Genomic DNA, 26,445 nt, shown 5'->3' on the forward strand with positions numbered 1-26,445 from the left:
TCGCTTGTCAGTGGCGAACAGTGGACTTGTGCGGCTGCTTGAGCGACTGCACGCACATGTAACAGATGACGGCAAACAGACAGGTAATGACCAGCGAGTGGAACAGGGTCGCGTACAGGTGCAGCCGGAACAGCACGACCAACCCGCCGCTCAGGATCTGCACCGCCGTCAGCACGAAGGCCAGGATGCTCGCCCCGTACAGGTCGCGCCGCTTCTCCTTGAAATGGCGGACGGCGTAGATCATGGCGCCCAGGACCAGCACGAACAGCAGGGCGGCAGCCGCCCGGTGCGCGAAGTGAATGCCGGTCTGTCCCGCCAGCTCGGGAATCAGTCTGCCCTGGCAGAGCGGCCAGTCACTGCATCCCATGCTGGAACCGGTATGGCGGACATAGGCGCCCAGGTAGACGACGCCATAGGCGTACGCGGCCACGCCCCAGATGTAATTGCGGAATCCCTTGGAGACGGGCATCTGCACCCATTTCTCCCGCTTGTCTCTCTGCAGCACGAACAGGCTTAACAGAAAGACGCCGGTAAAGGCCAGCAGGGAAAATCCAAAGTGCAGCGCCAGCACCCCGGACGACTGCGGCCAGATCACCGCGGATGCGCCCAGAATGGACTCCACGACGATAAAGAGCAAGCCAAAGATGGCCAGGTTGCGCACTTCCCGGTTGCCCCGGTAGCGGCGCCAGGCCATCACGGAAAACACACCGACCACGATGCCCGCGATCCCCGTGACGAACCGGTGCATGTATTCAATCAGCGATTCCAACGTGTATTCCGGGACCCATCTGCCGTTGCAGAGCGGCCAGTCGTTCCCGCATCCCAATGCCGATTCGGTCTTCGTTACCAGCGAGCCGCCAATCATCACGCCCAACATGACGAGCGTGGCAACGACAGCCAGCGGTTTCAGCCATTTTTCCATCTGCGAACACCTAGCTCGAATAGATTGTTGTTGCCCCTTTTTACAATAGTAAAACATCCCCCGCCATGCAAGGGATGTTCCGTTGCCATTTGTGAGCGTTGCGTGTCAAAAGTTCGCGATCATCGTGCTGACGACGATGGCCGCGCAGAACACGGTCAGGTACAGAATGGAATACCCGAACAGCTTGCGCGCCCACGCCAGGTCATCCTTGGCATGGAAGCCCTGGTACAGGAACACGATGTACAGCAGGCCCATGACCGCCATGACCGCCAGATAGAGATAGCCGACGTTGCCGTGCAGGAACAGGAGCAGCGAGGCCGGCAGCAGCACGGAGCCCCACAGGAACATCTGCCGCTTCGTCTCGGCAAACCCTTTGACCACCGGCAGCATCGGAATGCCGCCTGCACGGTAATCTTCCGTTTTCAGCATGGCCAGCGCCAGGAAATGGGGCGGCTGCCACAGGAACAGGATCAAAAACAGCAGCCACGCGCTCGGGTCCATGTTGTTGGTGACCGCCACCCAGCCGATTACCGGGGGAGCCGCACCGGAAACGCCGCCGATCACCGTATTCAGGCTGGTGACGCGCTTCAGCGGTGTGTAGATCAACACGTAGAAAATATGGCCGATCAAGCCCCAGACCGCCGCCAACGGGTTGGCAAAGACAGCCAGCACGACCAGACCAGCAAGCAGGAGCGCGATTCCGAGCAGAAGCGCATGACGGGGCTGAATGCGCCCGGACGCCAGACCGCGGTCCCTGGTGCGTTTCATTTTTTGATCGAGTTCACGGTCGTAGTAGTTGTTCAGCACCGCACCGGACATGATCACCAAGGCGGTGCCGAGCATGGTGAACAGCGCCAGTTTCCAATCGGGAAAACCGTGGGAAGCCAGCCACAGACCGGTAAATGTTGTCATCAGGTTGGACATGGTGATGCCCGGTTTGGTGAGCTGCACGTAATCGCGCCAAGTGGCCTGCTGCACCGGTTGGGCCTGCATGGCGGAATCGGTATTGAGCGATTCCTGCATCGTCACTTGCTGGTCCACGTTTCGTACCTCCTGTCTCATTCGTGCAAACATCCCTTTACAAGGGCATACCGCTTCAAGCGAGGAAGCGGCGGCCCGAATCTCTCACACGTATTCGTTTCGACGAATAAATCAGCTTACATTGTAGCGAATCAGGTCGAAACTAGTCAACGTGCGGGGTGCGCGAGTGTGCCCGCTCCCCCGCGCTTCGCTGCGGCTACCGTTACTGTATCAGAAGAAGCCGGTCCAAAACGACGTCATTCTTGACAAAATTTCAACATGCGCTTACCAGCCGAAGATGACGTCCAGCACGCCGGCCGTCTCTCCGCCCGGATAAATCAGGTACAGCAGGGTGTATACGGTTACGCCCGTGATCGCCGAGCCAAACCAGATCACCGAAGTCCAGGGGCCGATTTTTTTGTGCTTGGCATACTGCTTTTTGTACCCGTAGTAGAGGGTAACCAGCCCCATCACGCCCCCCACCGTGGCCAGCACGATGTGGAAGAGCAGGAAGATTTGATAGAAGATGCGGATATCGTCCGGGCCGCCAAAATGGGTATTGCCCACAAAGGCCGTGCGGGACACGTAGGTGATAAAGAAGATGGTGGCGCAAATGGCCGCCCACTTCATCAGCTTGATGTGCGTTTCCGTCCGGCGGCGGCGGATGTTATACCAGCCGAACGCGACGAGAATGCCGCTGATGGCGATAAACGACGTGCTGATTGTCGGCAGAATGATCGACATGTCCTACACCTCAAATCGTCCGTTTCTCTCTGTTTGTTACGCATTTCCCTTGTCGGCGCCGGACGCAGCCAGATCGCCCAATTGCGGTCCGGGCGTCTGCTGGTCCATTGGCAAATCGTACTGTTTCTCCTGTTTATACCATCGGAAGAAGATGTACGCCAGCACCGAGCTGTATACCCCTTCCTGCACCAGCTTCATGATGATGCCGCCCAGGCGCTGGTCCTCGAAGGCGGTATGGCCCGGAAACAGCAGAGGCGCATTCATGTAGCTTTGATAAAGCGGCTCGCTCGCGAAAATGATCAAGGCACAGGACGGCGTAATCAAGACGCCATTGAGGAACAGATACGCCATTTTCCGCAGCCCTTCCAACGGTTTCTCCTGCACGGGAAGCGGACTTACGATCGGCCACCACATGCAGAAGGCGGCGAGAAAGATCACCGCGTGAATGGCGTTCATCCAGTCGTGATTCTGGGCCGCATAGTCCAGAATCGCCGGAAAGTGATAAAAGGAAAGCAAGCTGTTGAAGAGAAGCGCCGCTACCACCGGTCGGGTAAAGAAACGAAGGACGGCCCGCACCCCCCGGTTGCGGAAAATGACGGCCCACAGCCAGCCCGGAATGCCCAGCATGATCATCGGCGGCAGCGCAATGAACAGCAGGGCCATCTGCAGCATGTGCATGCTGAACAGGTAATGGTGCCCCAAGTAGTTGATCGGACTTCCTGCTGCCGCGTACAGGACAACCATCGCCAGGACAAAGATGGTCTTTTGTTTCCCGGTCGAAGGCTCTGCATCGGCAAAGCGGCTGCGCAGCGGTCCGGTCACCAGGAAATACAGGATGACCAGCAGCAGCGTGATCAGCATGACTTCCGGATTCCACAGATCGGAAAAAGGGCCGATTCCCGTATCGGACGCGTTGTGATGCTGATGGTGATTATGCATGAATCCCGTCTCCTTTCCTACTAGAAAGGGTGCCCTCCATTCAAACTCCATTATACCGCTGATTTTAGCTTTCTTCCGCTTGTAAAAATGAACAAACTCGGACAAATATTCGACTGATTGCAGCGCGTCAGCCTGTTTGCCACCGCTTGCGCTCCCTTGGTGAACTCGTCATCCCCTTGCGGATGCGCAAAAAAAAGGGCAGACCAAGAAGTCTGCCCTTCTTCCTGTTTCTGCTTTTAGACCCATACCCAGTACACAAATGCGATAACCGTTGCCAGCACGAAGAACAGGCCGGCAAAGATCGAGATGCGGGCAAACTCATGCCCCTTTTGGTCCATGTGCATCCAGAAGAACAACTGGAAGAGCGCCTGGACAAACGCCAGTCCGACGATAAAGGGTACGGTAAATCCGCTCGGCACCACCTCATAAGCGACGGCGACGAAAGCCAGGGCGGTGAGCACGAGGGAAGCGCTGAAGGCCACAATGTGGTTCTTCGCGCTTTCCTTTTTCACTTTGGGCTTGCGTACTTCTTCATTTTGCGTATGTGCTCCCATCGCTTATCCCACCTTTCCACCGATCATGCCCATGAGATAGACCACGGTAAAAATGAACACCCACACAACGTCGATGAAGTGCCAGTACAGGCTGGCGACGTAAAACTTCGGAGCGGTCACCACGGTCAGGCCTTTTTTGACGGCCGCCAACTGCAGGGTGACGATCCAGAGAATCCCGAACAGCACGTGGCCTCCGTGGAAGCCAACCAGCGTATAGAACGCCGAGCCAAATGCGCTGGACGAGATCTTGTGTCCTTCATGGTAATAGTGCATGAACTCGTAAATTTCCAGGACGAGGAACCCGAGACCGAGCAGGACCGTCACGGTCAGCCAGGCTTGCAGTTGTTTCAGGTTTTTCCTGTGCATCGCCAGCACCGCAAACACGCTGGTGAGCGAACTGGTCAACAGCAGCAGCGTTGCAATCGCCACGAGCGGCATGTCAAAGAGCTGTTGCGAAGTAGGTCCGCCGTTGGTCTGGTCGCGCAGAGCGATGAACGTCGCGAACAGCGAACCGAAGAGAACGGTTTCCCCGCCAAGGAAGAGCCAGAAGCCAAGGATCTTGTTCTTCCCTTCCAGGGTGGCTTTTTCCGGTTCGTCAGGCAGAACCGCGTGTACGTGATGAGTATCCATTACGCCTTAACCCCCTTCTCTTCGATTTCGTCCGGTTCAATGTGGTAGCCCGGGTCGTCTTTCAGCGAACGCAGCAGCATGCACGCAAAATTGATCGCCAAGCCAATGACGACGACCACGTAGTTGTGATACATGAACCCGTAACCGGCGATAGTCAGCCCTACAGACATGACGAACGGTAGGTAGGAACCGGACGGCATGTGGATGGAGCCCAGCGGTTCGGCCGGGGTCATGCCTTTGTGTCCCGCCATTTTTTCTACCCACAGTGCGTCCAGACCGCGTACCAGCGGCGTTTGCGCAAAGTTGTACTCCGGCGGCGGAGACGGAATCGCCCACTCCAGCGTGCGGCCATCCCACGGGTCGGCCGGCGCGCGTTTGCCGCTCTTCGCGGTGACGGCGATGTTCACCAGGAACAGAATCGTACCGATGCTCATGCCGAACACGCCGATCGTACTGATGAAGTTGCCCAGTTCCAGACCTTGGCCGGCCAGGTAGGTGAAGACGCGGCGCGGCATTCCCATCAGACCCAGGAAGTGCTGCGGGAAGAAGGTCAGGTGGAACCCGATGAAGAACGTCCAGAAGTTCCACTTCCCGAGCGTTTCGTTCAGCATCTTGCCGAACATCTTCGGCCACCAGTAGTACAGGCCGGCAAACAGACCGAATACGAGACCGCCTACGATTACGTAGTGGAAGTGCGCCACGACGAAATAGCTGTCATGGTATTGGTAGTCAGCAGCCGGAATCGAGAGCATGACCCCTGTCATACCACCGATGGTAAAGGTCGGAATGAAACCGACTGCAAACAGGTTCGCTGTGGTAAATCGAATTTGACCGCCCCACATGGTGAACAGCCAGTTAAAGATTTTGATACCGGTCGGCACCGCAATCAACATGGTCGCCAGACCGAACAGCGTGTTGGCAATCGGCCCCATGCCGGTGGTGAACATGTGGTGCGCCCACACCATGAAGCCGAGGAAACCGATCAGCGTGGTCGCGAATACCATGGAGCTGTAACCAAACAGACGCTTTTTCGAGAATGTACTTACGACTTCAGAGATGATACCAAACGCAGGCAGAATCAGGATGTACACTTCGGGGTGACCGAAGATCCAGAACAGGTGCTGCCAGATCAGAACGTTACCGCCGGCATCCGTGTTGAAGAAGTTGCCCCCGAACAGGCGGTCGAACATCAACAGCACCAGACCGACGGTGATGAACGGAAATGCGAACAGAATCAAACCGGAAGTCACGAAGGACGCCCAGGTGAACATCGGCATGCGCATGAAGGTCATGCCCGGCGCGCGCATGTTGATGATCGTAACCAGGAAGTTGATCCCACCGATCAGGGTACCCAGACCGGCGATCTGCAGACCGAGCACGTAGAAGTCAATGCCGTGGCCGCTGTACTGGTTGAGCGCCAGGGTTGGGTAAGACGTCCAGCCGGCGTCAGGCGCACCGCCCAAAAACCAACTGGTGTTCAGGAGCACGCCCCCGAAGAAAAAGAGCCAGAAACCGAGCGCGTTGAGGAACGGAAACGCAACGTCGCGCGCACCGATTTGCAGCGGAACAACCGCGTTCATCAGGGCGAAAATCACTGGCATGACCGCCAGGAAGATCATCGTGGTGCCGTGCATGGTAATCAGTTCGTTAAACGTCTTGGCCCCGACGACGGAAAGCTCCGGATACATCAATTGCAAACGAATCAGCAGGGCCTCAATACCGCCGGCCAGGAAGAAAAGGCCGCCGGCAATCAGGTACAGGATCGCGATTTTCTTGTGGTCCACTGTCGTGAGCCAATCCCACAGCCCTGACCGTTTTGGTGCATGAGAAGCATGTGCAGACACGGTTTTACCTCCTTTTTAGCGTCACTGCCTCATGACGGTTGCTTACTGTTTCTTTTCGTCCTTCACACTGAGGGTGTACAGGTAATCAACCAGCGCGTTCACTTGGTCGTCGCTCAAGTTCAGGTTTGGCATGTTGTTGCCCGGCTTCATTTTTTGCGGGTCTTTCAGCCATTCCTCGAGGTATTTCGGCTCGTTCGGCTTGATGCCCGCCACGCGCATGCGATCAGCGAAGTTGGTCAGGTTCGGGCCCAGTTTCCCGCCTTTGCCCGCTACAGCGTGGCAGCCCATACAGCTCTTTTCGAAAATGGCTTGGCCTTCTGCGGCAATGGCGGTTGCCTTCACCGGCTCGGCAGACTGCACGGCTTTCATCTTCTGTGCCCACTTGTCGAAGTCGGCCTGCTCCATCACTTCCACTTTGAAGTCCATCAGAGCATGGGACGCCCCGCACAGCTCGGCGCATTTACCGTAGAAGGTGCCGGTTCTGTCGGCCTGCAACCAGATTTTGTTTTCCAGGCCCGGGGTGGTGTCCATTTTACCGCCCAGCGCCGGAATCCAGAAGGAGTGCACGACATCAGCGGACGATACGGTGAATTGAACCTTTTTGCCAACCGGCAAAACCAGGTCTTGCGCGGTGGCCACACCAAGATCCGGATACTCGAACTCCCACCAGAACTGGTGGGCAGTCACCTTAACTTGAAGCGCTTCCTTATTGGAGTATTCGTCAGCCAAGGTAAAGTTGGTCTTGACCGTCGGCACTGCCATGATAATAAGGAGCAAGAACGGGATAACAGTCCAAAGGATTTCCAGTGTGTGACTGCCCTCTACCTGCTTCGGAATACCTTCTTGTCCCCGACGTTTACGATAACGAATAAGTACGTACGTCAAGATCAGCATAACGACGATAAACACGCCGATCATGATAGAGGAGGACAGCATCATCAAGTCATACTGCATTGCAGCAACCGGACCCTGCGGCTTGAGAGCGGAGAGCTCATTTGTGCCACAACCGGTTACTACCAGCGCCAGCAAACCAAATAGAAATAGCTGACGCCAAAACTGTTGCCAACTCTTCATACCATTGAACCCCTCTTTCTTTCGTGTTGGTAACATTCCGCCCGCAACCTGCCGTGCAGTCGAATGTTTATTCGTACTCTTTTGTCTGTCAACGATCACTCCGCCTGCTGCTATCCCCCACTATGATACCCAAAGCTGAAAAGTATTAGCAACCGGAGAGCGCGACAGACAAATAGAGTAAGGGCCGTTCCCTACAGCTACCTCGACTGGTAACCTCTTAAGTATACATAATTTTCTTGGAAGCTCCCATGCCATTTGGAATAAATCTGTTAACAAATTTATGAACAATTTTGTGAAACTATTTTTCAATGGGTTGACAAGCCGATTCTTTTTCGTGAGAGACCCGGCTGTGCAGTGCCATGCCGCCGACGACCAGCAGCATTCCGGCCCACGACCATGCCCCCGGCAGCGGCGCGGACAGCAGGAGCACTTCCAGCAGCACGGCAAACACCACTTCGCCCGCCTGCGTGGCTTCCACCGCGGCCATACGCCCGGGACTGCCCTTGGACAAGTCGGCAGCCTGAAAAAACAGCACCGTCGCCACGATCCCGGACGTCACCGCCACGATCAGGGACTGCACCGTCTGGCTGACGCTGGGCAGTCCCTCCGCCGCCGCTCCCCAGACTGCCAGCAGCAGCCACAGCGGGATGCTGGCCAGCGTCATGCCCAGCACCCGCTGGTAGGCGTCAAGCCGCCCCCGGGTAATCGCCATCATCTTACGGTTGCCGAGCGGATAGGCAAAAGCGGCGACGACAACCGGCACGATCCCGTACAGCGCCTCCTTGAGCCCGAGCGCCTTCGCGTGCTCCATCTGCATCAGGGCCACCCCGGCCAGGATGATCAGGGACACGGCCAGCCCCTTGTACGGAATTTTCTGACCCAAAAACGGAACAAGCAGCGAACCGGCGACGATGGTCACCTGCCACGTGCCGGCGATCAGCCAGCCCGGACCGTACGCGGCAGCAAAACTGAGCGGACCGTAAAACAGCCCGAGCCCGACGAAGCTCCAGACCAGCCACGCCCACGGTCTGGCCCCCATCTCCCGCCACAGCGGGCGCAGATTGCCGCGCAGCCAGACGATCGCCAGCAAAAACGGGACCATGAACAAATAGCGAAGCGAGGAACTCCAGATCCAACTGCCTCCCGCCAGATCCATCGCCCGGTTGAGCACAAACGTAAAGGCAAAAAAGAAGGAAGCCACAACGCCCAGCACGATCGCCCGCACCACCATCCCCCATTTCTCCAGCCATTTCCCTTTTGCCTCTCCAAGTTGTAGCATATCCCGACCGCCGTCTCCTGTCAAAGCGGCCTCGTCCCGTTTTCGCACCTTCTCCATCTCCCGGGGCGGGATGGATCATATAGGCGGCGGTTCACACCGGCTGCCGCGAGCGGCGGCGCTTCCCGTCCGGCAGGAGGTTTCGGGTCCGACCGGCAAAAAAGCCCCTCGGAAAGCCATCGCGGCATTTCCGGGGGCATCGCATGTCACGCCTTTTCCGCGCGTCCGCTCCTGATCAGCCAGAGGTGCTGCAGGTATTCAGCCACGCCGAGCAGGATGGCGGCAAAACCGGCGCCGATGGGGACGATCCGCGCCCCGGGCAGGACAAAGGCGCTCAGGTTGACGATGAGGAAGGCGGCGATAAAATCGACCGCCGTACTCAGCCACAAGGTGCCGGGCCTCAGCAGAAACAATTCCAGCACGTGTCCGGCGATGGCGAAAAACAGTCCCACGCCGATCGACTGATAGAGGGAGGCGTAATTCAGCTCCGGGAACAGGGCATCGGCGAGGACGACCACCGCCGGGCAGACGAACAGCTTTACGAGCAAACCGGCCACCAGCATCCTTCCTCCTTCTGTTGGACTACCTTCAGTATGTCCGCCGCCGCTGCCGCTTAACCCGCCGGCCCGAGCCTCCGACCCGCCCTGCCGCGCGAACGGCCGCCGGGCGGTACGCGCCGCTTCCCGATCGGCACAGCTCGCCTCGCGCGCCGCAGGCTACGCCGCTTCCTGCCGCTCCTGCCGCGGATACGCCAGCGTCACCACCAGGCTGACGACGGTCAGCAGCGCGAGCACGACAAAGATCTGATGCAGCCCGCCGGCCAGCGCTTCCCGCGCCGCCTGCAGCACGTCCGGCGGGAAGTGCCGGGCCGTCTCCGGGGTGAGGATCTTGTTGACGTCGACGCTCTCCGTCCCCTGGATGCCCTGTACGGACCGATTGAGCATCAGACCGAACAGGGCGATGCCAATCGTCTGCCCCAGCGTCCGGATCAAGGTGTTGGTCGCCATCGCGGCTCCGCGCAGGTTCCAGCCGACGGACAGGACGGCGCCGGTAAACGAGGTAAAGGCAAAGCCGAACCCGAAACCGACGACAAAGGTGATCACAAACAGCATCCCGTGCGGCGTTTCCGCCGAAATCAGCGCCAGCCAGAGCGTCGCCCCGATCAGGGCGATCAGCCCGATCAGCGAGGTGGTGCGAATCCCGATCCGGGCCAGCAGTCGGCCGCTCCACGCCGCTCCCAGCGGCCATCCGATCGACATCGGAATCAGCGTCAGGCCGGAGCCGGTCGCTCCTTGACCGTAGACCCCCTGAATCCACATCGGCAGATAAAAGGAGACGGCCACCAGAACGGCCGCCAGCAGAAAGCCCGCCAGATTGGCTACGCTGATGGCGCGGATGGAAAACAACTGCAGCGGCAGCATCGGTTCGGGCGACTTTTTCTCGATGTAGAGAAACAGCGCCAGGCCGCACGCGGCAGCCGCCAGCAGCCCGACGATCAGCGGCGAATCCCAGGGGTGTTCCGTCCCGCCGCTCAACAGCGCGTACAGCAGCGCGGACATGCTGGCGGTAAACGTCGCGACCCCGGCGTAATCAATATGCTTCCGCTTCTTTTCGATCTGCTCGTGCAAATACATCCCGATCAGGGCGATGGACACGATCCCGAACGGCAGATTCATGTAAAAGATCCAGTGCCAGGAGACGTAGTCCACCAAGAGGCCGCCGGTCAGCGGGCCCAGGATGCCGGAGATGCCCCAGATCCCGCTCATCCACCCCTGCACTTTTCCCCGCTCTTCAAACGGGTAGATGTCCCCGATAATCGTATAGGTAATGGTGATGATGGCGCCAGCGCCCATCCCTTGAAAGGCGCGAAACCAGATGAGCTGTTCCATCGTCTGGGACAGCCCCGACAGCACCGACCCGATCAGAAACAGGCTGGCCCCGACGTTGAACACGATTTTCCGTCCGTACAAGTCGGCCAGTTTTCCGTAAATCGGGGTGGTGACCGCCGACGTCAGCAGGTAGATGGACACCACCCAACTGATCAGATGGAGTCCTCCCAGATCGCTGACGATGGTGGGCATCGCCGTGCTGACAATCGTCCCTTCGATGGCGGCCAAAAAGGTGGCGATCATCACGGCAATGGTCACATTGCGCTTGTTTGTAACGGGTTTCATCGACACATCCTCCACTCCTGCCGTTACCGGCGTTCTTTTCCGCTGGCGCCGTCCGGTTCCGGCCGCTGCAGCGCATCCGCCAGCCGGAACATCAGCCCGGAAAGCGGGCGCCGCTCCCCTTCCGCGAATCCGGCAAACGTTTCCCGACTGCTCGCCGCGGCCATTCACCTGCCCGCCGGACAGCGGTGCCGGGCAACGCAATGACGCGGCCACCGACACAAGACGAACGACCTGTGCCGCCGGTAATCATGCGGCCCAGGTCGCCACGTGCACACGCCCTCGCTATTCCTCTTCGCTCGCTTTCTGCTTCGCCAGTACGGGGTCGAGCAGGGTTGGGCCGTACTTTTTCTCCAATCCTTTTATCCACTCGTCTTGGTATTTGGCACGGTTCTTGCCCGCCAGTTTTTCCTTGATTTTCTCCCGCGCCTGTTCCAGGGTGGGCACGGGATTGCCCAGTTTCTCCTTGTTCTTGTCGTAGTACTCCTTGATTTGCTCTTCCGTCACCGGATACGCCTTTTCAAACAGCTTGTCTTTCAGCATCACGATTTTCAGCGCTTCCCGGAACGTCTGCTCGTTGAATCCCTTCTTTTCCAGCGAGCGGCGGAATGCTTCATCCGAGCCCAGCGACTTTTTCAGCGCGTCAACCTGCTTTTCGAGTTCCGCTTCGTCAATCGTGACCCCCTGCTGCTTCGCTTCCTGGGTGATCAGCGCATCCGCGATCAATTGGTCCATGACCCGTATCCCGTACTTGTGTTTCAACGCGTCGCTGAATTGCGACTCGGTGATCGTCACGTCTCCCACCTTGGCGACAGCCGGATCTTCCTTCTCTCCCTCCGAAAGCCCCACCACTGCCAGCGCCAGCAGCAGCACGGCGGCAGCCAGGATGGATACATCAAACTTTTTCATCAGGTCGTCCTCTCTTTCTTCGCACTTCTACGCCATTATGCCATTATAATAGAGAGCGGTTGCGGAAGAAAGATGGAATCACCGTTCCACAACCTTTCCACAATGGTGACAAATTTGTGACAACCCTATAATAAGTACTTGGTAAACAAAGCGGAAATCACGGAGGCAATGACCGGCCCCAAAACCGCCCAAATCTGCAAAAACCGCTCCTGCTTTCTCCCCTTGTCCCCTTCGATCATTTTGGTAAATTGTTCCATATCACTTTTGTCGTGGTCCAACAATTGCAGGATCAAGTCCTTCTCCGTCGTGCCCCGTTTCAGCTCCAGCTCCGTCTGCAATTTGGTGATCGCCTGCAGCAGTTCGGCGCGAACCTCCTCCATCCTCTCCAGGCGGTGTTCGATGCGCTCCAGCCATTTGGTCGCCACGGACATTTTTCCTTCCAGTTGGTCGATCCGTTCCTCGAACTTGTCCAGGCGTTGATAGATACGCTGCACGCTGTCCTGTGTCATCTCGTTTTTCCCCGGTGTCATGGCTCCCACCTCCTCCATCTTTCTCTTTACTCCTTATTTATGAGAAGCGGCCGTGCTTTGCTTGTACCACCGCCCCTTGGGGCACCGGCAGCAGCAAAACAGGCCCCCGACCAATCAGGAGCCTGTTGACGGGAGCCGCAGGGGAAAAAGGCCCGCACATGGCTGCGGGCTTTCCTCACGATTCGATCCAGCGGCAGAGCGGACCCAGCGCCCTGCTCGCATCCTGGTAGCCCAGGTTGTACAAGTCCAGCAGCCGGGCCGGATTGCGTTCCACCCGGCGGATGCGGACCGGTTTGCTCGGCGTAATGACGAAGGCCCGCTTCTCCTCACGCAGCGACCTGATCCGCGCCAGTGTCTCATTGAACCGGCGGTGATGATCGAACAAGACGCGCACCAGATGCTTGTACCGGGGAAACAGCCGCTCTCCCAGCCAGGACAGGTTGACCGGCTGCCGGACGTACTCTTCCGTCCCTGTGCGCACGACAACAATCCGTTCGTTACCGTCCCGAAGCGACTTTTCGATCGGGATCGGGTCGGCCAGCCCGCCGTCCAACAGCGTCACCCCCTGGTACTGCACCACCCCCGACAGCAGCGGAATGCTGCAGGAGGCACGCACCGCCAGCAGGAATTCCTTGTGCTCGTCTTTGGAAAAGTAGACGCTCTCTCCCGTCTCGAAGTTGGTGGCTGCGACCACCAACTGTTCCGTGGCCTGGGAAAAGACGTCGAACGCCAAAGGACGAATCTGCCCGCAGATCTCGTCAAAGAGACTGTCCAAGCCCAGCATGCAGCCGTGGCGAAACAGGTTGCGCCACGAAAAATAACGCATGTCGCACAGGTGTTCAATGTAGATCGACTTGCCCAGTCCTTTTTCCCGCGCCAGATAGGTGAGCGCGTTGCAGGCGCCGGCCGAGACGGCCGCCACGTACGGGGCGATCAGGCCGTGCTCCAGAAAGCAATCCAGTACACCGGCCGTGTAGATGCCTCTCATCCCGCCTCCCTGAAGCACCAGGCCAAACCTGCTCATGCCGTGTCCTCCCTTCCGTCGAGACGGTATCCTTTCGTTAGTATTTCTGGGATGCACACAGACATGCACGGACAAGCGGAGAGCCGGCACCCTGCCGCGGGACGGTGCCTCGCGCCTTCTTCGCCGTCAGCAGGCGGGGCAGCGCGTTCTCGAAGGATGCTCCACGAACTTGTCAAAGAAATCGCGGAAAACGTTCCCCACACCCCCGCCCGTTCCAGTATGATAGGGGTAATGAAGACAAAGGGGGCATTTTTGGTTGAAACAGCGAATTGCTTGGATTACGGACAGCACGGCCTACGTGCCTGATGAACTGCGGGAGAGGCATGACATCCACATCGTGCCGCTGGACGTGATTTTTGAAGACGGAACGTATGAGGATGGGTTCGGGTTGTCCCCCGAGCAGCTCTACGAAAAAATCGACCGCGCCCAAACGGTACCCACAACCTCGCAGCCATCGGTCGGAAAATTCTTGAAACTTTACGAATCATTGGTGGAAACCTACGACTGCGCCATTGCCGTCCACCTCTCCAGCCGGTTGAGCGGCACCTACAACGCCAGTCTCAACGCCGCCGGCATGGTGGACTTCCCGATCGAGGTCGTGGATTCGCAAATCGTTTCCTATCCGATCACGGCGCTGATCCTCAAAGGCATCGCACTGGCCGAGCGGGGCGAGGACTTCCGCGCCATCGCCGCCGCGCTGCGCAAAGAAGCGGCCAAAAACGAAAACTACATCGTCATCGGCAGCCTGTCCCAGCTTCACAAGGGCGGCCGGTTGAGCAGCGCCCAGTTCTTCCTCGGCAACCTGCTGCAGATCAAACCGATCTTTCGCATCCGCGGCGGCGTGGTGGAACTGTTTGAAAAGGTGCGCACGGAAAGCAAGGCCGTCAAGCGCATCCTGGAGCAGTTGGAGGCCGCCCGCAAGAAGCACCGGATCACGGAAGTGCAGATTCTGCACGGCAACGTCCTGGAAAAAGCGCTGGAACTGAAGGAATCGATCACAGCCAGATACCAGGACATCCACGTCCTGATCGGCCCGCTCAGCTCGGTCCTGGGCGTCCACGGAGGGCGCGGCACGCTGGCCCTCACCTGGACCAACGAACCGCGCGAACAGGAGTAACCGGCCAAAACAAAAGCACCGTCCGCATCGACGGTGCTTGTCGTTTTCTCCATGTGTTTCGGCCGGCTGCTCCGGACTTCTGCCCCCAATCAGCGTCCGCAAGACGACGTCGTTACTTCACCGCGACCAGCAGAAACCGGTGCGCGGGGATGTCCACGTATCCGTCCCGCTCGATGACCCGGTGAATCCGCAGCAAACCGTCCGCGCAGCGCTCCACGGAAAAGTCGGGCACCTGCCAGGGGATCGCCTGCAGGTAGTACACGATCGCCCCCACGTCGTAAAACCGTGTAAAGGAGAATACTTCCCTCCGCTCCACCACCGTGAGACCAGCCGCTTCCAATTGGGCGGCCGCGTATGCCAGATTCCAGTGCAGGTACTCCTCCGGCACCGGCGCTTCCAGCATCCGGTTCAATTCCAGGTCGTTGTGGCCGCCCACCTGCTGGGTGATGAAGCAGGCGCCCGGCTTCATGATCCGGCAGACCTCTTCCGGCCGGTACGACTCGTGCCGGTTGATCACCAGCTCAAACACCTCGTCCGCAAACGGCAGGTCAGCTTCGCCGTCCGCCTCCACCACCGTCACGCCCAACGGCTCCAGCCGCGCGCGGGCAACCGGCACATTGGGGGCGTACCCCTCGGTCGCAAAGGTTCGCGGCGGCAGCGGCCGCAGCAGCGACAAGAGCTCGCCGCCGCCCGTTCCCATGTCGAGCAGCGATTCGGCGCCTCGCAGCCTGCGCGATACCAGGTTCGCGTAATTCCAGGGCAGCGGCGCTTCTTTCATCCTTCCCGTTCGGGTCACGTAGGAAAAATCCCATCCCGCAAACGGAACCGCGGTTTCCGCTTGCAGCCAATCGATCCAGGCTTGTTGATCCATCGACAAAACTCCTCCCGTCTCATGTGTGTGGGCATGTCTGGTCCGCTCCGTTACACAGGGCGGGCGGAGCTCGAATGGTCAGGCAGCGTTGTTATCTTTCACGGAACAAACGGTACACCATCGTCACCTCCTAGTGGGAGAATTGAAAGAGAACGAAGCCGACGCAGGCGGCATTCAACAAAAAGGTAATGCCCATACCGAGCATCATGCCCTGAAGAATGCCGGTTCTGCTGCGAACCGCGATCGCGGTCACGACGATCACCGGCAGCATGTAGACGAGCTGGGCCACCCCGATAAACAGAAAGCCTTGCGGATAAAAGAACAACAGCAAATGAAGCAGGGCGGTGATACCGATCCCGATCCCCACATCGGCGGCGTGACTCCCCGGTTTGTCAGACATGGCTTCCCTCCGTTTGCCGTTCGTCTCGAATCGCCTTCAGCACTTCTTCCCTGCCGTCCCGATAGAAGAGGTTGTAGGTGTCAAACGGGATGATCCGCCCGTCGGGATGGACGATGTGGACACACGACTTCTTGACCGAACGGACGTCAAAATTGTACGGGTCCAAAAACTGCATGATGATGACGCGAAACACGTTTTCGTACCCGATCGCGTCGGGCAGGGCCACCTGCGGCAGACAGCAGAGTAGGCTTTTCAGCGACAGCGCCGACGACTGCGGCGAATGGCTGGTGGAAAACAGGTGAAAGATCCGCTCCTTGAGCGACTGGTCCTGCTCAAACACGATCGTATTGCGGCCCCCTTCCAGCAAAATCTGCGGATCGATCAGTCCCGTCAGCGGGGTGACGCTGCCGTTCAGCTTGAGCGCGTACCCCATCGCCAGACAGTCGGGATGACAGGGAACAGGGATGATGTCCTCCGCCGCAAACACGCCGGATTGTTCGACGATCCTCTGCCGCACCTCGCTCAGCGTCAGCCGGTCGCGGGAGGGGTCAAACGCCTCCGTCCGTCCGGCCGCCTGAATCGGCTGAAAGGTGACTCCGCGCACGGCGGGCTGCTCCAGCCCGTACTGGATCACCCGGCCGATTTCCCCGTCGTTCAATCCTTTTTTCAGCGTCACTACCAGCGTGGTGGAGATGTTGAACTCATTCAGATGCTCGACCGCTTTACGGCGAATCTCCCGCAGGTCGGCGCCGCGCAGCTCCATCAGCGCCTCCTTTTCCAGACTGTCAAACTGCAGGTAGATTTCAAACCCCGGCATGTATTCCGCCAGCCGCCGGACGAACTCCCGATCCTGCGCGATCCGGATGCCGTTGGTGTTGACCATCAGGTGGCGGATCGGCCGCGCCTTGGCCATGTCCAGAATCTCGAAAAACTGCGGGTGAAGCGTCGGCTCGCCGCCGCTGATCTGGACGATGTCGGGCTCCCCTTCGTTGCGGACGACCGCATCCAGCATCCGACCGATCTCCGTGAGCGAGCGCCACGAGGTCCGCTTGGGCGACGATTCCGCGTAGCAGATGGGGCATTGCAGGTTGCAGTGGTCGGTCACCTCCACCAGCGTCAGGCAGCTGTGCTGTTCGTGATCCGGGCAGAGCCCACAGTCGTACGGACAGCCGTAGCGGATCGGCGTGTTCCACACCTGCGGCATCTCCGCCGGTTTGAGAAACTCCCGGCAGCGCTTGTAGTAGTCGACGTCGGTGGAGATCAGCACCTTTTCCCGCCCGTGGCGCGGGCAGTGTTTCCAGAGATAGACCCGCCCTTCCTCGATGATCACCTTGGCTTCCGTCTTGCGCAGGCATTGGGAACAAATGCTGTTGGTCAGTTCGTAGAAGAGATACGGCCTGTTTTTCGGCATGGTTTACTCCTTTCCGTGCAGCGGAACGCCCTTCCGGCGCGGCCACTGCCGCATGAGCGACACGTAATAAGCCATTCCCACCAGACACGCCAGTTGGATGTTGTTCAGTCCCAGGTAGACGTGCGGCGTCGGTTTGATGAAATCAACGAGAAACCGGAAACTCAGATAGCCGAACATGAAGCACTGAAACAGCGCCCCCTCGGGCAGTTCCCATCGGCAAAGCATTCGCCCCCGTTTGACTACGAGAAGAAAGACAGCCAACAGCCCGAGAAAAGCCATTTCGTACAATTGGGTCGGATGTCTGGGCACACCGTCGCCGAAGTCCACGCCGGTGATCCAGCCGGTCGGCGTACCGTGGGTGTGATCGTCCAGGCCCGTCAAAAAGCAGCCGATCCGGCCGATCGCCATGCCGGTGATGAGGGGAAACACCATGTCGTCTCCGGTGGATTGGCGCAGACCGATCCAATTTTTTGTCAACTCCACGCCAATCAAACCGCCCAACAGGCCCCCCACAATCGTCTTACCTCCCATGACGTACGCCCATTCGTTCCAATGGGTCAGCGTCCTCGCCGGGTCTTCCAGCAAAAACAGCAGTTTGGAACCGATAGCCGCTCCCAGCGTAGCCCCGACCAGCACCCAAAACGCCTGGTTGACGGGAATCCGCCCTTTGCGCCGGGTCAGCAGATAGAGCCGAAAGCCGATGAAATACGCCAGCGCCTCAAAGACAAAGTGCGGATGCAGCCGCAGCGGACCGATGTCGATAAAGACTGGAAAGGTCATGAAAATCATCCTAAAATTTCGTAATTATCTGCATTATATCAAAGGAAAGCGATCGACGTATAAAAACTTCCGTCCGCTGTCACTCGCTGGAGCCGGTTCTACTTACGGCAGAAAAAAGCCCGCCGTCACCTGAAGAATGCGTGACGACGGGGCAGTGGATGTTCTATGCGGACGTGGTAACGCCTCTCCCCACAGCAACCTTCTCTTTTGGCCTGCCCGAGAACGAAACGTTGGTCCACATGCGAAGCAGCTTTTCAACCGGCCCGCAGCGGAAGCGGCGCATATACCAGTGGCTGCCTGCTACCTGCACGGCAAAAATCGCGACGGCCAGGAGGATTCCGGCGAGAACGCCGATGTTCCCGAACAAGCCGAGCCCGTACCCGTAAAAAATGGTCGTGCAGATGACCGTTTGCATGAGATAGTTGGTCATGGACAGCTTTCCGACGCTCGCAAACCGGCGGAGCCACGGGGACCATGCCGCCTGCGAAAATACGTATGCCAGAGCGAACAGGTAGCCGAACGCCAACAAGCTGTTCCCCAAGACGTCCGCAGTCCCGCTCCACGCCTCGTCTCGCCAGACGTAGCCGGCGCAAGCCAGCACCACGCCCGGGAGCAGACAAAGAATGGCCCCGTTCCGGTAAAAGGGCCTCTCCCTGTCAGGTTCGTGGAACCAGCGCGCCTTGGCCGCATAGATGCCAAACAGGAACATGGGGGCGACAAAAACAGGAGCCATGAACAGCATACCTGCATATTCCACATCCGATAAGCCGAGCGGATCGGCGTTGTTCCGGTGGTCCTTGATGGCTGCGTACGTCCCGCTGCCGTAGACGGTCATCGTCTCCTTCACATAGGCCTCCAACTTCTGCTTGTCATAGGGCGCATCCGCAGGGCTTCCGTAGCTGAGCGCGGCGGAGATGACGAGCAGGATGACCCCCCAGACGAGCACGGTCTTCTGCTTCCGATTCACGAACAGGAGCAAAAAGAACCCGATGGCCCCGTAACAAAACAAAATGTCCCCTTCCCACAAATACGTGGAATGCAGAAAACCCGCCAGCATCAGAAACAGAAACCGGCGCACAAAATACCGGCGGTACGGCAGGCCTTTTTCCTGCAAGCTTTCTTTCATCTTGATCAAACCGAACCCGAACAGGAAGGCAAAAATCGGCAAGAAGCTGCCTTCCACAAAGATTTTCGTCAGGGCGTACGCCCCAACATCCACGGCGGACGGGGCATAGAGATGAAGTTCGTCCTTTCCCCATATCCCGTATTGAAAAATCAGCATGTTGGCCAAGAGGATGCCGAGCAGGCTGCATCCGCGAATGCCGTCCACGACAGCCAGCCGCTGCCTGTTTTCCTTCATGTTTTTCACCTCGCTGTCATGATACCAGCGCAGGATTATCCTCACGTAAACGCCTGCTTACCGTTTCCTTAATCGCAAATCGCAGCCGAAAAGGGGAACTGCCCGGAACAGGAGAAAACCGCCCGGACGGCGGTTTCCCCCTCATTTCTGTCTTCGCTTTTTCGCGGCCAGCAGGCGGTTGACGGTCTCGCCTGTCTTGTCCGCCTGCGCTTTCCCGCTGTCCGCCTGGGCTTTCCCGCCGTCCGTCTGCTCGGCAGCGGCGCTGTCCGTTGCAAAAGCCCCTGCCGCCGGTCGGCTGCCCGCGCCGGAACGGCTCTGCGCTTCCCCTTGCAGACTGCTGCCGGGTACCTGCGCGGAAAGCGGCATCCCGGCGGGCGAAGCGGCTGCAGCCGACGCGCTTTTCCCCGCAGCGGTCCCCGCCTGCCCTGCCCCGTCGGCCGCTTCCGCCTCTCGCCTTGCCGCCCGGCCTCGCCTCCGCTCTTCCTGCTTTTCTCCCAAGCGGGCAAACACCGACGGATGGCCGGCATTCCCGGCGGACCCGCGCCTGCGGAAGCGGGCCGCAAGCCGTGTCCACCATGCTTCCGGGAGCTGCAGACGGCGGCAGGCGACATCCAGGGGCCAGAGCAGGGCGGCCAGCATCAGCAGCCATTCTCCGATCGGCTGCGTATCCCACTTGGCGGGCAGCCTGCCGGCAAACACCTCGTCCGGCCTGGTGATCAGCGCCCCTTCGCCTGCCGCCAGCCATTGGCGCAGTTCGCTGTCCCCGTCCCGGGGCAGACCGTACTCCGGCGAGTACGAGACGGTCAACCCGGCCGTTTCGCTTGCCGTGACATGTCCGCCCGTTTTTTCCGTGATCTGCACCAGGTAGCTGCCCGGTTCGGCGGCGGAAAAACGGCCCTCCAGCGTGCCGGGAGCCACCGGTTTCAGCCGGACAGCCTCCCGCTTCATCTCCTGGTTGACCACCACCGCTTCCAGTTCCTGCGGCAGCTTCTCCCCTTTGGGGACGGTGACCGTCACTACGCCGGTCGTCCCGTCCAACCGGGTCTCTGCCTTCCAGCGGCCCGTTGTGACCTGGGGCAGCGTCCAGGCCACCGCCTCGTTCCACATCCGGCTGTTGCCCGGCCACGCCACCCAGTCCGGGGCCCATTTGCCCTCCAGATCGCTGGTCCAGGCGACCGACCGGCCCAGTCCGTACTGCCAGCGGATCAGGATCGGATCCTCGTCCCGGCTGGTCAAAAGCTGTTCCGCCGTCTGCTTTGGCGTCGTCGCCACATAGGCGTGCAGCGGCGGCAGGGGCTGGCGGAGCGCGGACCAGTCGGCGCCGCCGGTGCGCGTCGGCACCTGCGGCTGTTCCACGATATACGTGCGGCTGGCCAGCGCCGTCTCCTTGCTGAAGATTTTCGGCACCGACGTCGCGTCTTTGGCGAAGTAGTAGCGCCCTTTCCCCCATTGGGCGATTTCCTCCAGCAGCGCGGTGTCGGCGTCGTCACCGACGGCCACCGTGGACACGGTGATGTTTTCGCCCGTCATCTGCTGCAGGAGCCCCTGGTAGTCGTCGTTCCGGCCCGACTGTCCGTCCGTCAGCAGGATGACGTGCTTCCGCTGTGTCTGCATCGTCTTGATCCGTTCGTACGCCATCTGCAGCGCCGGGAAAATATCCGTGCCGCCGTCGGCGAAAATGCCGCCGATCTGCCGGTGGATGTCGTCCAGGTCGGTGACGGGCCGGGGCGGAACCACCTCCCAGGGCGTCCCGTCAAACGCGATCACGCCGACCTGATCCTGCCGGTTCAGCATCGAGGTGGCCCGGATCGCCGCCTCTTTGGCCAGCTCCATCTTGTCCACGCCGTGCGCGTCCGCCGCCATGCTCCCCGACTTGTCGATCACCAGCATCAGTCCCAGCGAGGGCAGGTCTTCCTTGCCGCGCAGATCCATATGGACCGGCAGCGCTTCCTCGATCGGGGTCTGCAGCCATCCGCCCATCCCGAAGCTGTCGGAACCGCCGGTCATGATCAATCCCACGCCGAGGTCGCGGACCGCCGTCCGCATCCGCTCCATGTCGGCGTCACTCAACTGGGTGGCCGCCACGTCGGCGAGGATGATCGACGCGTACCGCTTGTATCCGTCCAGCGCCTTGGGCAAAAGCGACGGGTCCTTCACGTCCGCCTTGATGCTGCCTGCCGCGAGCGCGCTGACCAGGTTTTTCGCCGCGCCGGGATGTCCCTCCAGGACCAGCACGGTCGGGGCGCCTGCCACCTGCGTGTACGCGTGTGCCTGGTTGTTGGTCTGTACCGTGTCACGCTCCGGTTCGATCTCGACCCGGTAGCGCTGAAAGCCCTCCTGCAGCGCTTTTTGCGTAAACAGGAAGCGGTTTTTTCCCTTTTCCACCTGAATGGTCTGCCGGCCCGCTTCCCGGTTCCCCTCGTACAGGCGGAGCGTGGCCCGGGTGGCCGTGGTGCTTTCGACGTCCACCTTGATCGCATACTCCTCGCCCGCGTACAGCCGCTCCGGTACCTGCACGGCCGTGAGAACCACTTCTTCTCCCTGCGGCTGCTGCAGGGAGACCGCTTCGACGGCAATGCCCCGCTCCGCCGCCAGCTTCGCTTCCCGCGCGGCGTCGCCGTGCGTGGCCAATCCGTCCGTCAGGAGCACGATTTTGCCTCGCGCATGGCTGGGGATCATCGCGGCGGCCAGGCGGATGCCTTCGGCCAGATTGGTGGCATGCCGGTTCACTTCCACCCCGACCGGCTGCACCTCCCGCCGGGTCGTCAGCGGCTGGTCCACCGCCGCGTCCGCGCCGACGGCCACCACGCCGAACTGATCCTCGGCCCGCTTCCGCTCCACCGCGTCGCGCATGAACGCGTAGACCCTCGGATCGTCTTTCATCGACGCCGACCGGTCGACGACGAACACCACTGTCTCCGCCCGCACCGGATGGAGAAGCTGCGTCCCGGCGAGCGCCAAAATCAGCAGGAGAAAGACGGCGCCGCGCACGGCGGCGATCACCGTCTTGCGGCTGTTCGGCATCCGGCGCTGGCCGCGCCACCAGGCGGCGATCACCCAGGCGGCGGGAATCAGCAGGAGCAGGAACCACGGCTGCTGCACGTCAATACCCACGTTGATACACCCTCCATTCCGCAAACACCGCCAACAGCGCCAGCGCCGCCAGCCACCCGGTCAGCTCCCGGCTGCCGGCAGCCTGGCCGTCCTGCTGCTTGGCTTCTTCCCCGCCGGCCCCGCCGCTTCCGACCGCCAGCGAACGCGGCGCGATGTCCGACTCCGCCTCGTCCATGTGAACGGCAAAGTAACGAACCTGTACCGTCCCTTCCGCTTCTTCCGTCAACCGGTACAACCCCGTCTGCTCCGGAACCCGGAACAGCCAGGTCGTTCCCTGCGCCTCGACGGCCTGCTCCCGTCCGTCCGGGTAGGTCAGCGTCCGCTTTCCCGCTCCCGGCGTCAGCGGAATCGCCAGCGTCTCTCCCGGAACGGCGGGACCGATCGGAACGGTCTGGGCGGACGACAGCCAGGAGGCCGCGTTTTGCATGAAAATCGGGAACGCCGGCCGCAGCGGAAAGTCGGAGTCGTGCAGGTCGAAGCCGACGATGACGGCCCGCCGTCCCGCCATTGACCCGGCCAGAACCAGGTTCGTGTCTCCCGCCTTCACCAGCGGCCGCATGCCCGGCATCTCGTGCACCACGGACGTCCTGGCCACGTGCACGTCCTGCCAATCCACGTACTTCACGAGCGGATCGTCCGGCCGGAGCGCTTCCGGCCTGGCCTGCACGTCAGCCGCGCCGGCGTACGGCAGCCAGTCCGTTTTCCGGTCGGGAGCGATCACCAGGATGTTTCCCTCCGGCAGCCGGTCGGGCACCACGCCGTCAAACACCCACAAGTCGGCCGCCCCCTCCGTGCCGTCCGGCAGCTCGGAGCGCGTCTCCACTTCCAGACGGCCGACCGTCTGCAGCCCCTGGTGCAAAAACCGGTTTCCCTGCGGACTGACCAGCACCGCCCGCCCCTTTCCGGCGGCAAACGGCACGCTCCACCGCTCGTTGTCCTCTGCCAGCCCATCCTTTTCCGGTTCGATCACCGCCCGGTAGACGGGGGCGGCGGGCAGGCGTTCAAAGGTAACAGTGCGGGACGACCCGGCCTCCACCGCAAACTCGCTTACGTCCAGCACCTGTTGATCGGGGCCGTAGATCGTCACCCTGCCCCGCACGGGCTGGCTGCCGTAGTTGTCGATCCTCAGCAGCCCTTCCGTCCCCGCTTGGCCCGGCTGCGTGACGAAGGCGCCGATCGCCGCGTTTTCCTTTGCCCGCCCCGCTTGCACGAAGCGAAACGGGCCGGATACGGCCAAGCCGCTCTCCTGTTCGGCCGTGCGGGCGGACCCGCCGTCGCCGAACCACATCACCCCGCTGCCTGGCTCCGTCGCCGTGATCGCCGCGGCCAGCGAGAGGGCCGCCCGCTGATCGCTCGTCCCCGGACGGGGCGCCAGCGATTGCAGCGCCTGCAGCAGCACCTGCCTGTCCGTGCCTTTGGACACCAGGACCCGCGGCTCCCGTCCCGCCTCGATCAAGGTAATCGCCTGCCCGCCGCTCAGCCGTTCCACGACGCCGCGAGCGGCGTCGACGGCCTGCTGAAACCGGGTGTGCTCCCCTTCCCTGGTCAGCATGCTGCCGGACGTGTCGACGACGAGCACGGTATGGTCGGCAATCGCTCCCGCCGCAGGCACGGCCGGACGGACCAATGCCAGCACCAGCAGGACGGCGGCCAAAAGTTGGAGCAAAAGCAGCAGGTTGCGCTGCAGCTTTTCCCACGGGCGCACCGCTTCCCAGCTCTGCAGCGTCCGCTGCCACAAAAGCGTGCTGGGCACCTCCAGGTCCTCCACGTTTCGCTTGAGCAGGTAGAGGGCGACAATGGCCGGCACGATCAGCAAAAATCCCAGGTTGCCCAACGCCATCCACTGCATGACTGCCTTCTCCTCCTCTCTACCGAATCATCCCCGCCTGCCGGAACACCCGAAAGACGATTTGCTCCAGCGGCGCTTCCGCCTCCACCGCTGTGCAGGCGATGCCCCGTCGGTAGGCGAAACCGGCCAGCTCCGCCTGATAGTCCCGCACGGTCTGTCTGTACTGGTCGACGAGCGGCCGGGTAAGCGACACCTCTTTGAACTGCCGCGTCTCGCTGTCGATCAGCCGCCGCTCTCCCTCGTACGACGGCTCCAGCTCGTCCCGCGCCAATACCTGGACCAGCGCGACCTCCTGCCGGGCAGCCTGCAGATAGGCGATGCCCGCTTCATAACCCGTTTCAAACAGAAAATCGGACAAGACGATGGAGATGCCCGGTTTGCCCCGCACCGCGCCCGGTGAGCGGAGCGCCCGGTTGATGTCACCGGTCCCGCCCGCCTGCAGCCCGGACAAAAAGGAGAGCAGGTGGGCCGCCTTGTGTTTCCCCTGCAGATTGCACAGCGACGCCGTCACGTCCCGGTCAAAGGCGTACACCGACACGTAGTCGAGGTGGCAGAGCGAGATGTAGCCCAGCGCGGCTGCCAACTGCGCCGCCCGCTCCAGCTTCCGGGGCTCCCCGTAGGCCATCGACCGGCTGCAGTCGATGTACAGCGTCACGTGCAGCTCCTGCTCATCGAGAAATTTTTTCAAAAACAGCTTTCCCGATCGGGCGTAGGCGTTCCAGTCCAACTGCCGCAGATCGTCGCCGGGGGCGTACGGCCGGTAATCGGCAAATTCCAGCGAGCTGCCCGACTGTTTGGAACGCCGTTTGCCCGCGTGGGTGCCGCTCGCCATCCGCCTGCTCAACACCTGCATCCGCTCCAGCCGGCTTAGCCACGCCGGGTCCAACAACTGCCCGCTCATGCCTTTTCCTTCTCCAGCGCGGCCAGGATGTCGCCGATAATCCGGTCGGGGCGGATGCCGTTTGCCTCTCCTTCAAAGTTGAGAAACACGCGGTGCCTGAGCGCCGGCAGCGCGACCGCGTCGATGTCCTCGTAGGCCAGGTTGTAGCGGCCGGCCAGCAGGGCACGCACCTTGGCCAGCGCCACCATCGCCTGCACGCCGCGCGGTCCCGCCCCGGAACGGACGTACCGGTTGACCGACTCCACCGCCCGCTCGCCGGGATGGGTGGCCAGCAGCAGTTTGACCGCGTAGCGCAGCACCGGATCAGCCACCAGGATGTCCCGCGCCGCCTGCTGGATGTCGGCGATCTCCCGGGCGGACGCCACCTTTTCCACCGCCGCCGGCTGTCCCGCCGTCGTCCGCAAGACGATCTCCCTCAGTTCGTCCTCGCTGGGAAACGGCACGTCGATCTTGATCAGGAACCGGTCCATCTGCGCTTCCGGCAGCGGGTAGGTCCCTTCCTGCTCCAGCGGGTTTTGCGTCGCCAGCACGAAAAACGGCTCCGGAAGCGGCCGGGTGATACCGCCCGCCGAGACGGTCCGCTCCTGCATCGCCTCCAGAAGCGCGCTCTGCGTCTTCGGCGTCGCGCGGTTGATCTCGTCCGCCAGCACCACGTGGGCGAAGACGGGACCGGGTTGAAACTGGAACGACTGCCGTCCCGTTTCGTCCACGCGCAGGATGTTGGTCCCCGTGATGTCGGTGGGCATCAGGTCGGGGGTGAACTGAATCCGCTGAAACGACAGTTCGAACGCCTGCGCCAGCGTCTTCACCAAAAGCGTCTTGCCCAGCCCGGGCACGCCCTCCAGCAGCGCGTGGCCGCCGGCAAAAACCGCCCAGAGCAGCTGCTCCACCACGTCTTTTTGCCCCACCAGCACTTTTCCGATCTCCTGCCTCACCCGTTCCACCCGGCTGAGGCACTCTTCCACTGCATGTTGTGTCATCGCCACGTCTCCTTGCTTCACGTTA

The 26,445-nt window shown here is 60.7% G+C and carries 25 protein-coding genes; 1 reads left to right on the top strand and 24 read right to left on the bottom strand.

Annotated elements, in window-relative coordinates; all coding sequences use genetic code 11:
- Positions 1-7: 7 nt before the first annotated feature.
- The 15 genes from FOI68_RS10185 to FOI68_RS10250 form a co-directional block, all read right to left on the bottom strand.
- Positions 8-922, bottom strand: a complete 915-nt coding sequence (locus FOI68_RS10185) for a COX15/CtaA family protein (protein ID WP_143863060.1) — start codon at positions 920-922, stop codon at positions 8-10.
- A 105-nt stretch (positions 923-1,027) separates the two neighbouring features.
- Complete coding sequence (gene cyoE, locus FOI68_RS10190; RefSeq protein ID WP_029098237.1) at positions 1,028-1,963, bottom strand: heme o synthase; 936 nt, start codon at positions 1,961-1,963, stop codon at positions 1,028-1,030.
- 264 nt (positions 1,964-2,227) lie between these two features.
- Positions 2,228-2,686 (bottom strand): DUF420 domain-containing protein, encoded by a 459-nt coding sequence (locus FOI68_RS10195; RefSeq protein ID WP_044899949.1) that lies wholly within the window; start codon positions 2,684-2,686, stop codon positions 2,228-2,230.
- A gap of 36 nt (positions 2,687-2,722) precedes the next feature.
- Complete coding sequence (locus FOI68_RS10200; protein ID WP_143863062.1) at positions 2,723-3,625, bottom strand: cytochrome c oxidase assembly protein; 903 nt, start codon at positions 3,623-3,625, stop codon at positions 2,723-2,725.
- 236 nt (positions 3,626-3,861) lie between these two features.
- Complete coding sequence (locus FOI68_RS10205) at positions 3,862-4,179, bottom strand: cytochrome C oxidase subunit IV family protein (protein WP_143863063.1); 318 nt, start codon at positions 4,177-4,179, stop codon at positions 3,862-3,864.
- A 3-nt stretch (positions 4,180-4,182) separates the two neighbouring features.
- Positions 4,183-4,809 carry a cytochrome c oxidase subunit 3 gene (locus FOI68_RS10210; protein ID WP_044899952.1) on the bottom strand — a complete coding sequence of 209 codons (627 nt, stop codon included), beginning with the start codon at positions 4,807-4,809 and terminating at the stop codon, positions 4,183-4,185.
- On the bottom strand, positions 4,809-6,653 hold the full coding sequence (ctaD, locus tag FOI68_RS10215) for a cytochrome c oxidase subunit I (RefSeq protein ID WP_143863065.1): 1,845 nt from the start codon (positions 6,651-6,653) through the stop codon (positions 4,809-4,811). Before ctaD ends, FOI68_RS10210 begins: the two co-directional genes overlap by 1 nt.
- A 42-nt stretch (positions 6,654-6,695) precedes the next feature.
- Positions 6,696-7,727, bottom strand: coding sequence for a cytochrome c oxidase subunit II (gene coxB, locus FOI68_RS10220; protein WP_143863066.1), 1,032 nt, complete (start codon positions 7,725-7,727; stop codon positions 6,696-6,698).
- A gap of 298 nt (positions 7,728-8,025) precedes the next feature.
- A complete protein-coding gene (locus FOI68_RS10225; RefSeq protein ID WP_143863125.1) occupies positions 8,026-8,952 on the bottom strand; it encodes a DMT family transporter in 927 nt (308 codons plus the stop codon).
- A gap of 257 nt (positions 8,953-9,209) precedes the next feature.
- Positions 9,210-9,560 (bottom strand): hypothetical protein, encoded by a 351-nt coding sequence (locus FOI68_RS10230; protein WP_029098229.1) that lies wholly within the window; start codon positions 9,558-9,560, stop codon positions 9,210-9,212.
- A 159-nt stretch (positions 9,561-9,719) separates the two neighbouring features.
- On the bottom strand, positions 9,720-11,177 hold the full coding sequence (locus FOI68_RS10235; protein WP_143863067.1) for an MDR family MFS transporter: 1,458 nt from the start codon (positions 11,175-11,177) through the stop codon (positions 9,720-9,722).
- A gap of 23 nt (positions 11,178-11,200) precedes the next feature.
- Positions 11,201-11,341, bottom strand: coding sequence for a hypothetical protein (locus tag FOI68_RS23415; protein WP_185973919.1), 141 nt, complete (start codon positions 11,339-11,341; stop codon positions 11,201-11,203).
- A gap of 118 nt (positions 11,342-11,459) precedes the next feature.
- Positions 11,460-12,083, bottom strand: coding sequence for a SurA N-terminal domain-containing protein (locus FOI68_RS10240; protein ID WP_029098227.1), 624 nt, complete (start codon positions 12,081-12,083; stop codon positions 11,460-11,462).
- A gap of 125 nt (positions 12,084-12,208) precedes the next feature.
- Positions 12,209-12,613 carry a hypothetical protein gene (locus tag FOI68_RS10245; protein ID WP_035299407.1) on the bottom strand — a complete coding sequence of 135 codons (405 nt, stop codon included), beginning with the start codon at positions 12,611-12,613 and terminating at the stop codon, positions 12,209-12,211.
- Positions 12,614-12,788: 175 nt separating this feature from the next.
- Positions 12,789-13,637, bottom strand: a complete 849-nt coding sequence (locus tag FOI68_RS10250) for a patatin-like phospholipase family protein (protein WP_143863069.1) — start codon at positions 13,635-13,637, stop codon at positions 12,789-12,791.
- Positions 13,638-13,893: 256 nt separating this feature from the next.
- Between FOI68_RS10250 and FOI68_RS10255 the strand changes: the two genes are divergently transcribed.
- Positions 13,894-14,754 (top strand): DegV family protein, encoded by an 861-nt coding sequence (locus tag FOI68_RS10255; protein WP_143863070.1) that lies wholly within the window; start codon positions 13,894-13,896, stop codon positions 14,752-14,754.
- 112 nt (positions 14,755-14,866) lie between these two features.
- Here FOI68_RS10255 and FOI68_RS10260 read toward each other — a convergent pair whose 3' ends face one another.
- The 9 genes from FOI68_RS10260 to FOI68_RS10300 form a co-directional block, all read right to left on the bottom strand.
- Positions 14,867-15,625: a class I SAM-dependent methyltransferase gene (locus FOI68_RS10260; protein WP_143863072.1), complete on the bottom strand. Its 759-nt coding sequence runs from the start codon at positions 15,623-15,625 to the stop codon at positions 14,867-14,869.
- A 130-nt stretch (positions 15,626-15,755) separates the two neighbouring features.
- Complete coding sequence (locus tag FOI68_RS10265; RefSeq protein ID WP_052660366.1) at positions 15,756-16,025, bottom strand: hypothetical protein; 270 nt, start codon at positions 16,023-16,025, stop codon at positions 15,756-15,758.
- The gene (locus FOI68_RS10270) at positions 16,018-17,436 is read right to left on the bottom strand and encodes a radical SAM protein (protein ID WP_143863074.1); all 1,419 of its coding nucleotides are present in this window, start codon (positions 17,434-17,436) and stop codon (positions 16,018-16,020) included. Before FOI68_RS10270 ends, FOI68_RS10265 begins: the two co-directional genes overlap by 8 nt.
- A 3-nt stretch (positions 17,437-17,439) precedes the next feature.
- Positions 17,440-18,216: a prolipoprotein diacylglyceryl transferase gene (locus FOI68_RS10275; RefSeq protein WP_143863076.1), complete on the bottom strand. Its 777-nt coding sequence runs from the start codon at positions 18,214-18,216 to the stop codon at positions 17,440-17,442.
- A gap of 163 nt (positions 18,217-18,379) precedes the next feature.
- Positions 18,380-19,576, bottom strand: coding sequence for a DUF418 domain-containing protein (locus tag FOI68_RS10280; RefSeq protein WP_143863126.1), 1,197 nt, complete (start codon positions 19,574-19,576; stop codon positions 18,380-18,382).
- Positions 19,577-19,717: 141 nt separating this feature from the next.
- Complete coding sequence (locus FOI68_RS10285; RefSeq protein ID WP_143863078.1) at positions 19,718-22,690, bottom strand: VWA domain-containing protein; 2,973 nt, start codon at positions 22,688-22,690, stop codon at positions 19,718-19,720.
- Positions 22,680-24,539 (bottom strand): vWA domain-containing protein, encoded by a 1,860-nt coding sequence (locus tag FOI68_RS10290; RefSeq protein ID WP_143863080.1) that lies wholly within the window; start codon positions 24,537-24,539, stop codon positions 22,680-22,682. Before FOI68_RS10290 ends, FOI68_RS10285 begins: the two co-directional genes overlap by 11 nt.
- A 19-nt stretch (positions 24,540-24,558) precedes the next feature.
- Positions 24,559-25,440, bottom strand: a complete 882-nt coding sequence (locus FOI68_RS10295) for a DUF58 domain-containing protein (protein ID WP_044899890.1) — start codon at positions 25,438-25,440, stop codon at positions 24,559-24,561.
- The gene (locus tag FOI68_RS10300) at positions 25,437-26,420 is read right to left on the bottom strand and encodes an AAA family ATPase (protein ID WP_143863082.1); all 984 of its coding nucleotides are present in this window, start codon (positions 26,418-26,420) and stop codon (positions 25,437-25,439) included. Before FOI68_RS10300 ends, FOI68_RS10295 begins: the two co-directional genes overlap by 4 nt.
- Between the last annotated feature and the right edge of the window lie 25 nt (positions 26,421-26,445).

This window comes from Brevibacillus sp. LEMMJ03, from assembly GCF_007197875.1.
Taxonomy (GTDB): domain Bacteria; phylum Bacillota; class Bacilli; order Brevibacillales; family Brevibacillaceae; genus Brevibacillus; species Brevibacillus thermoruber.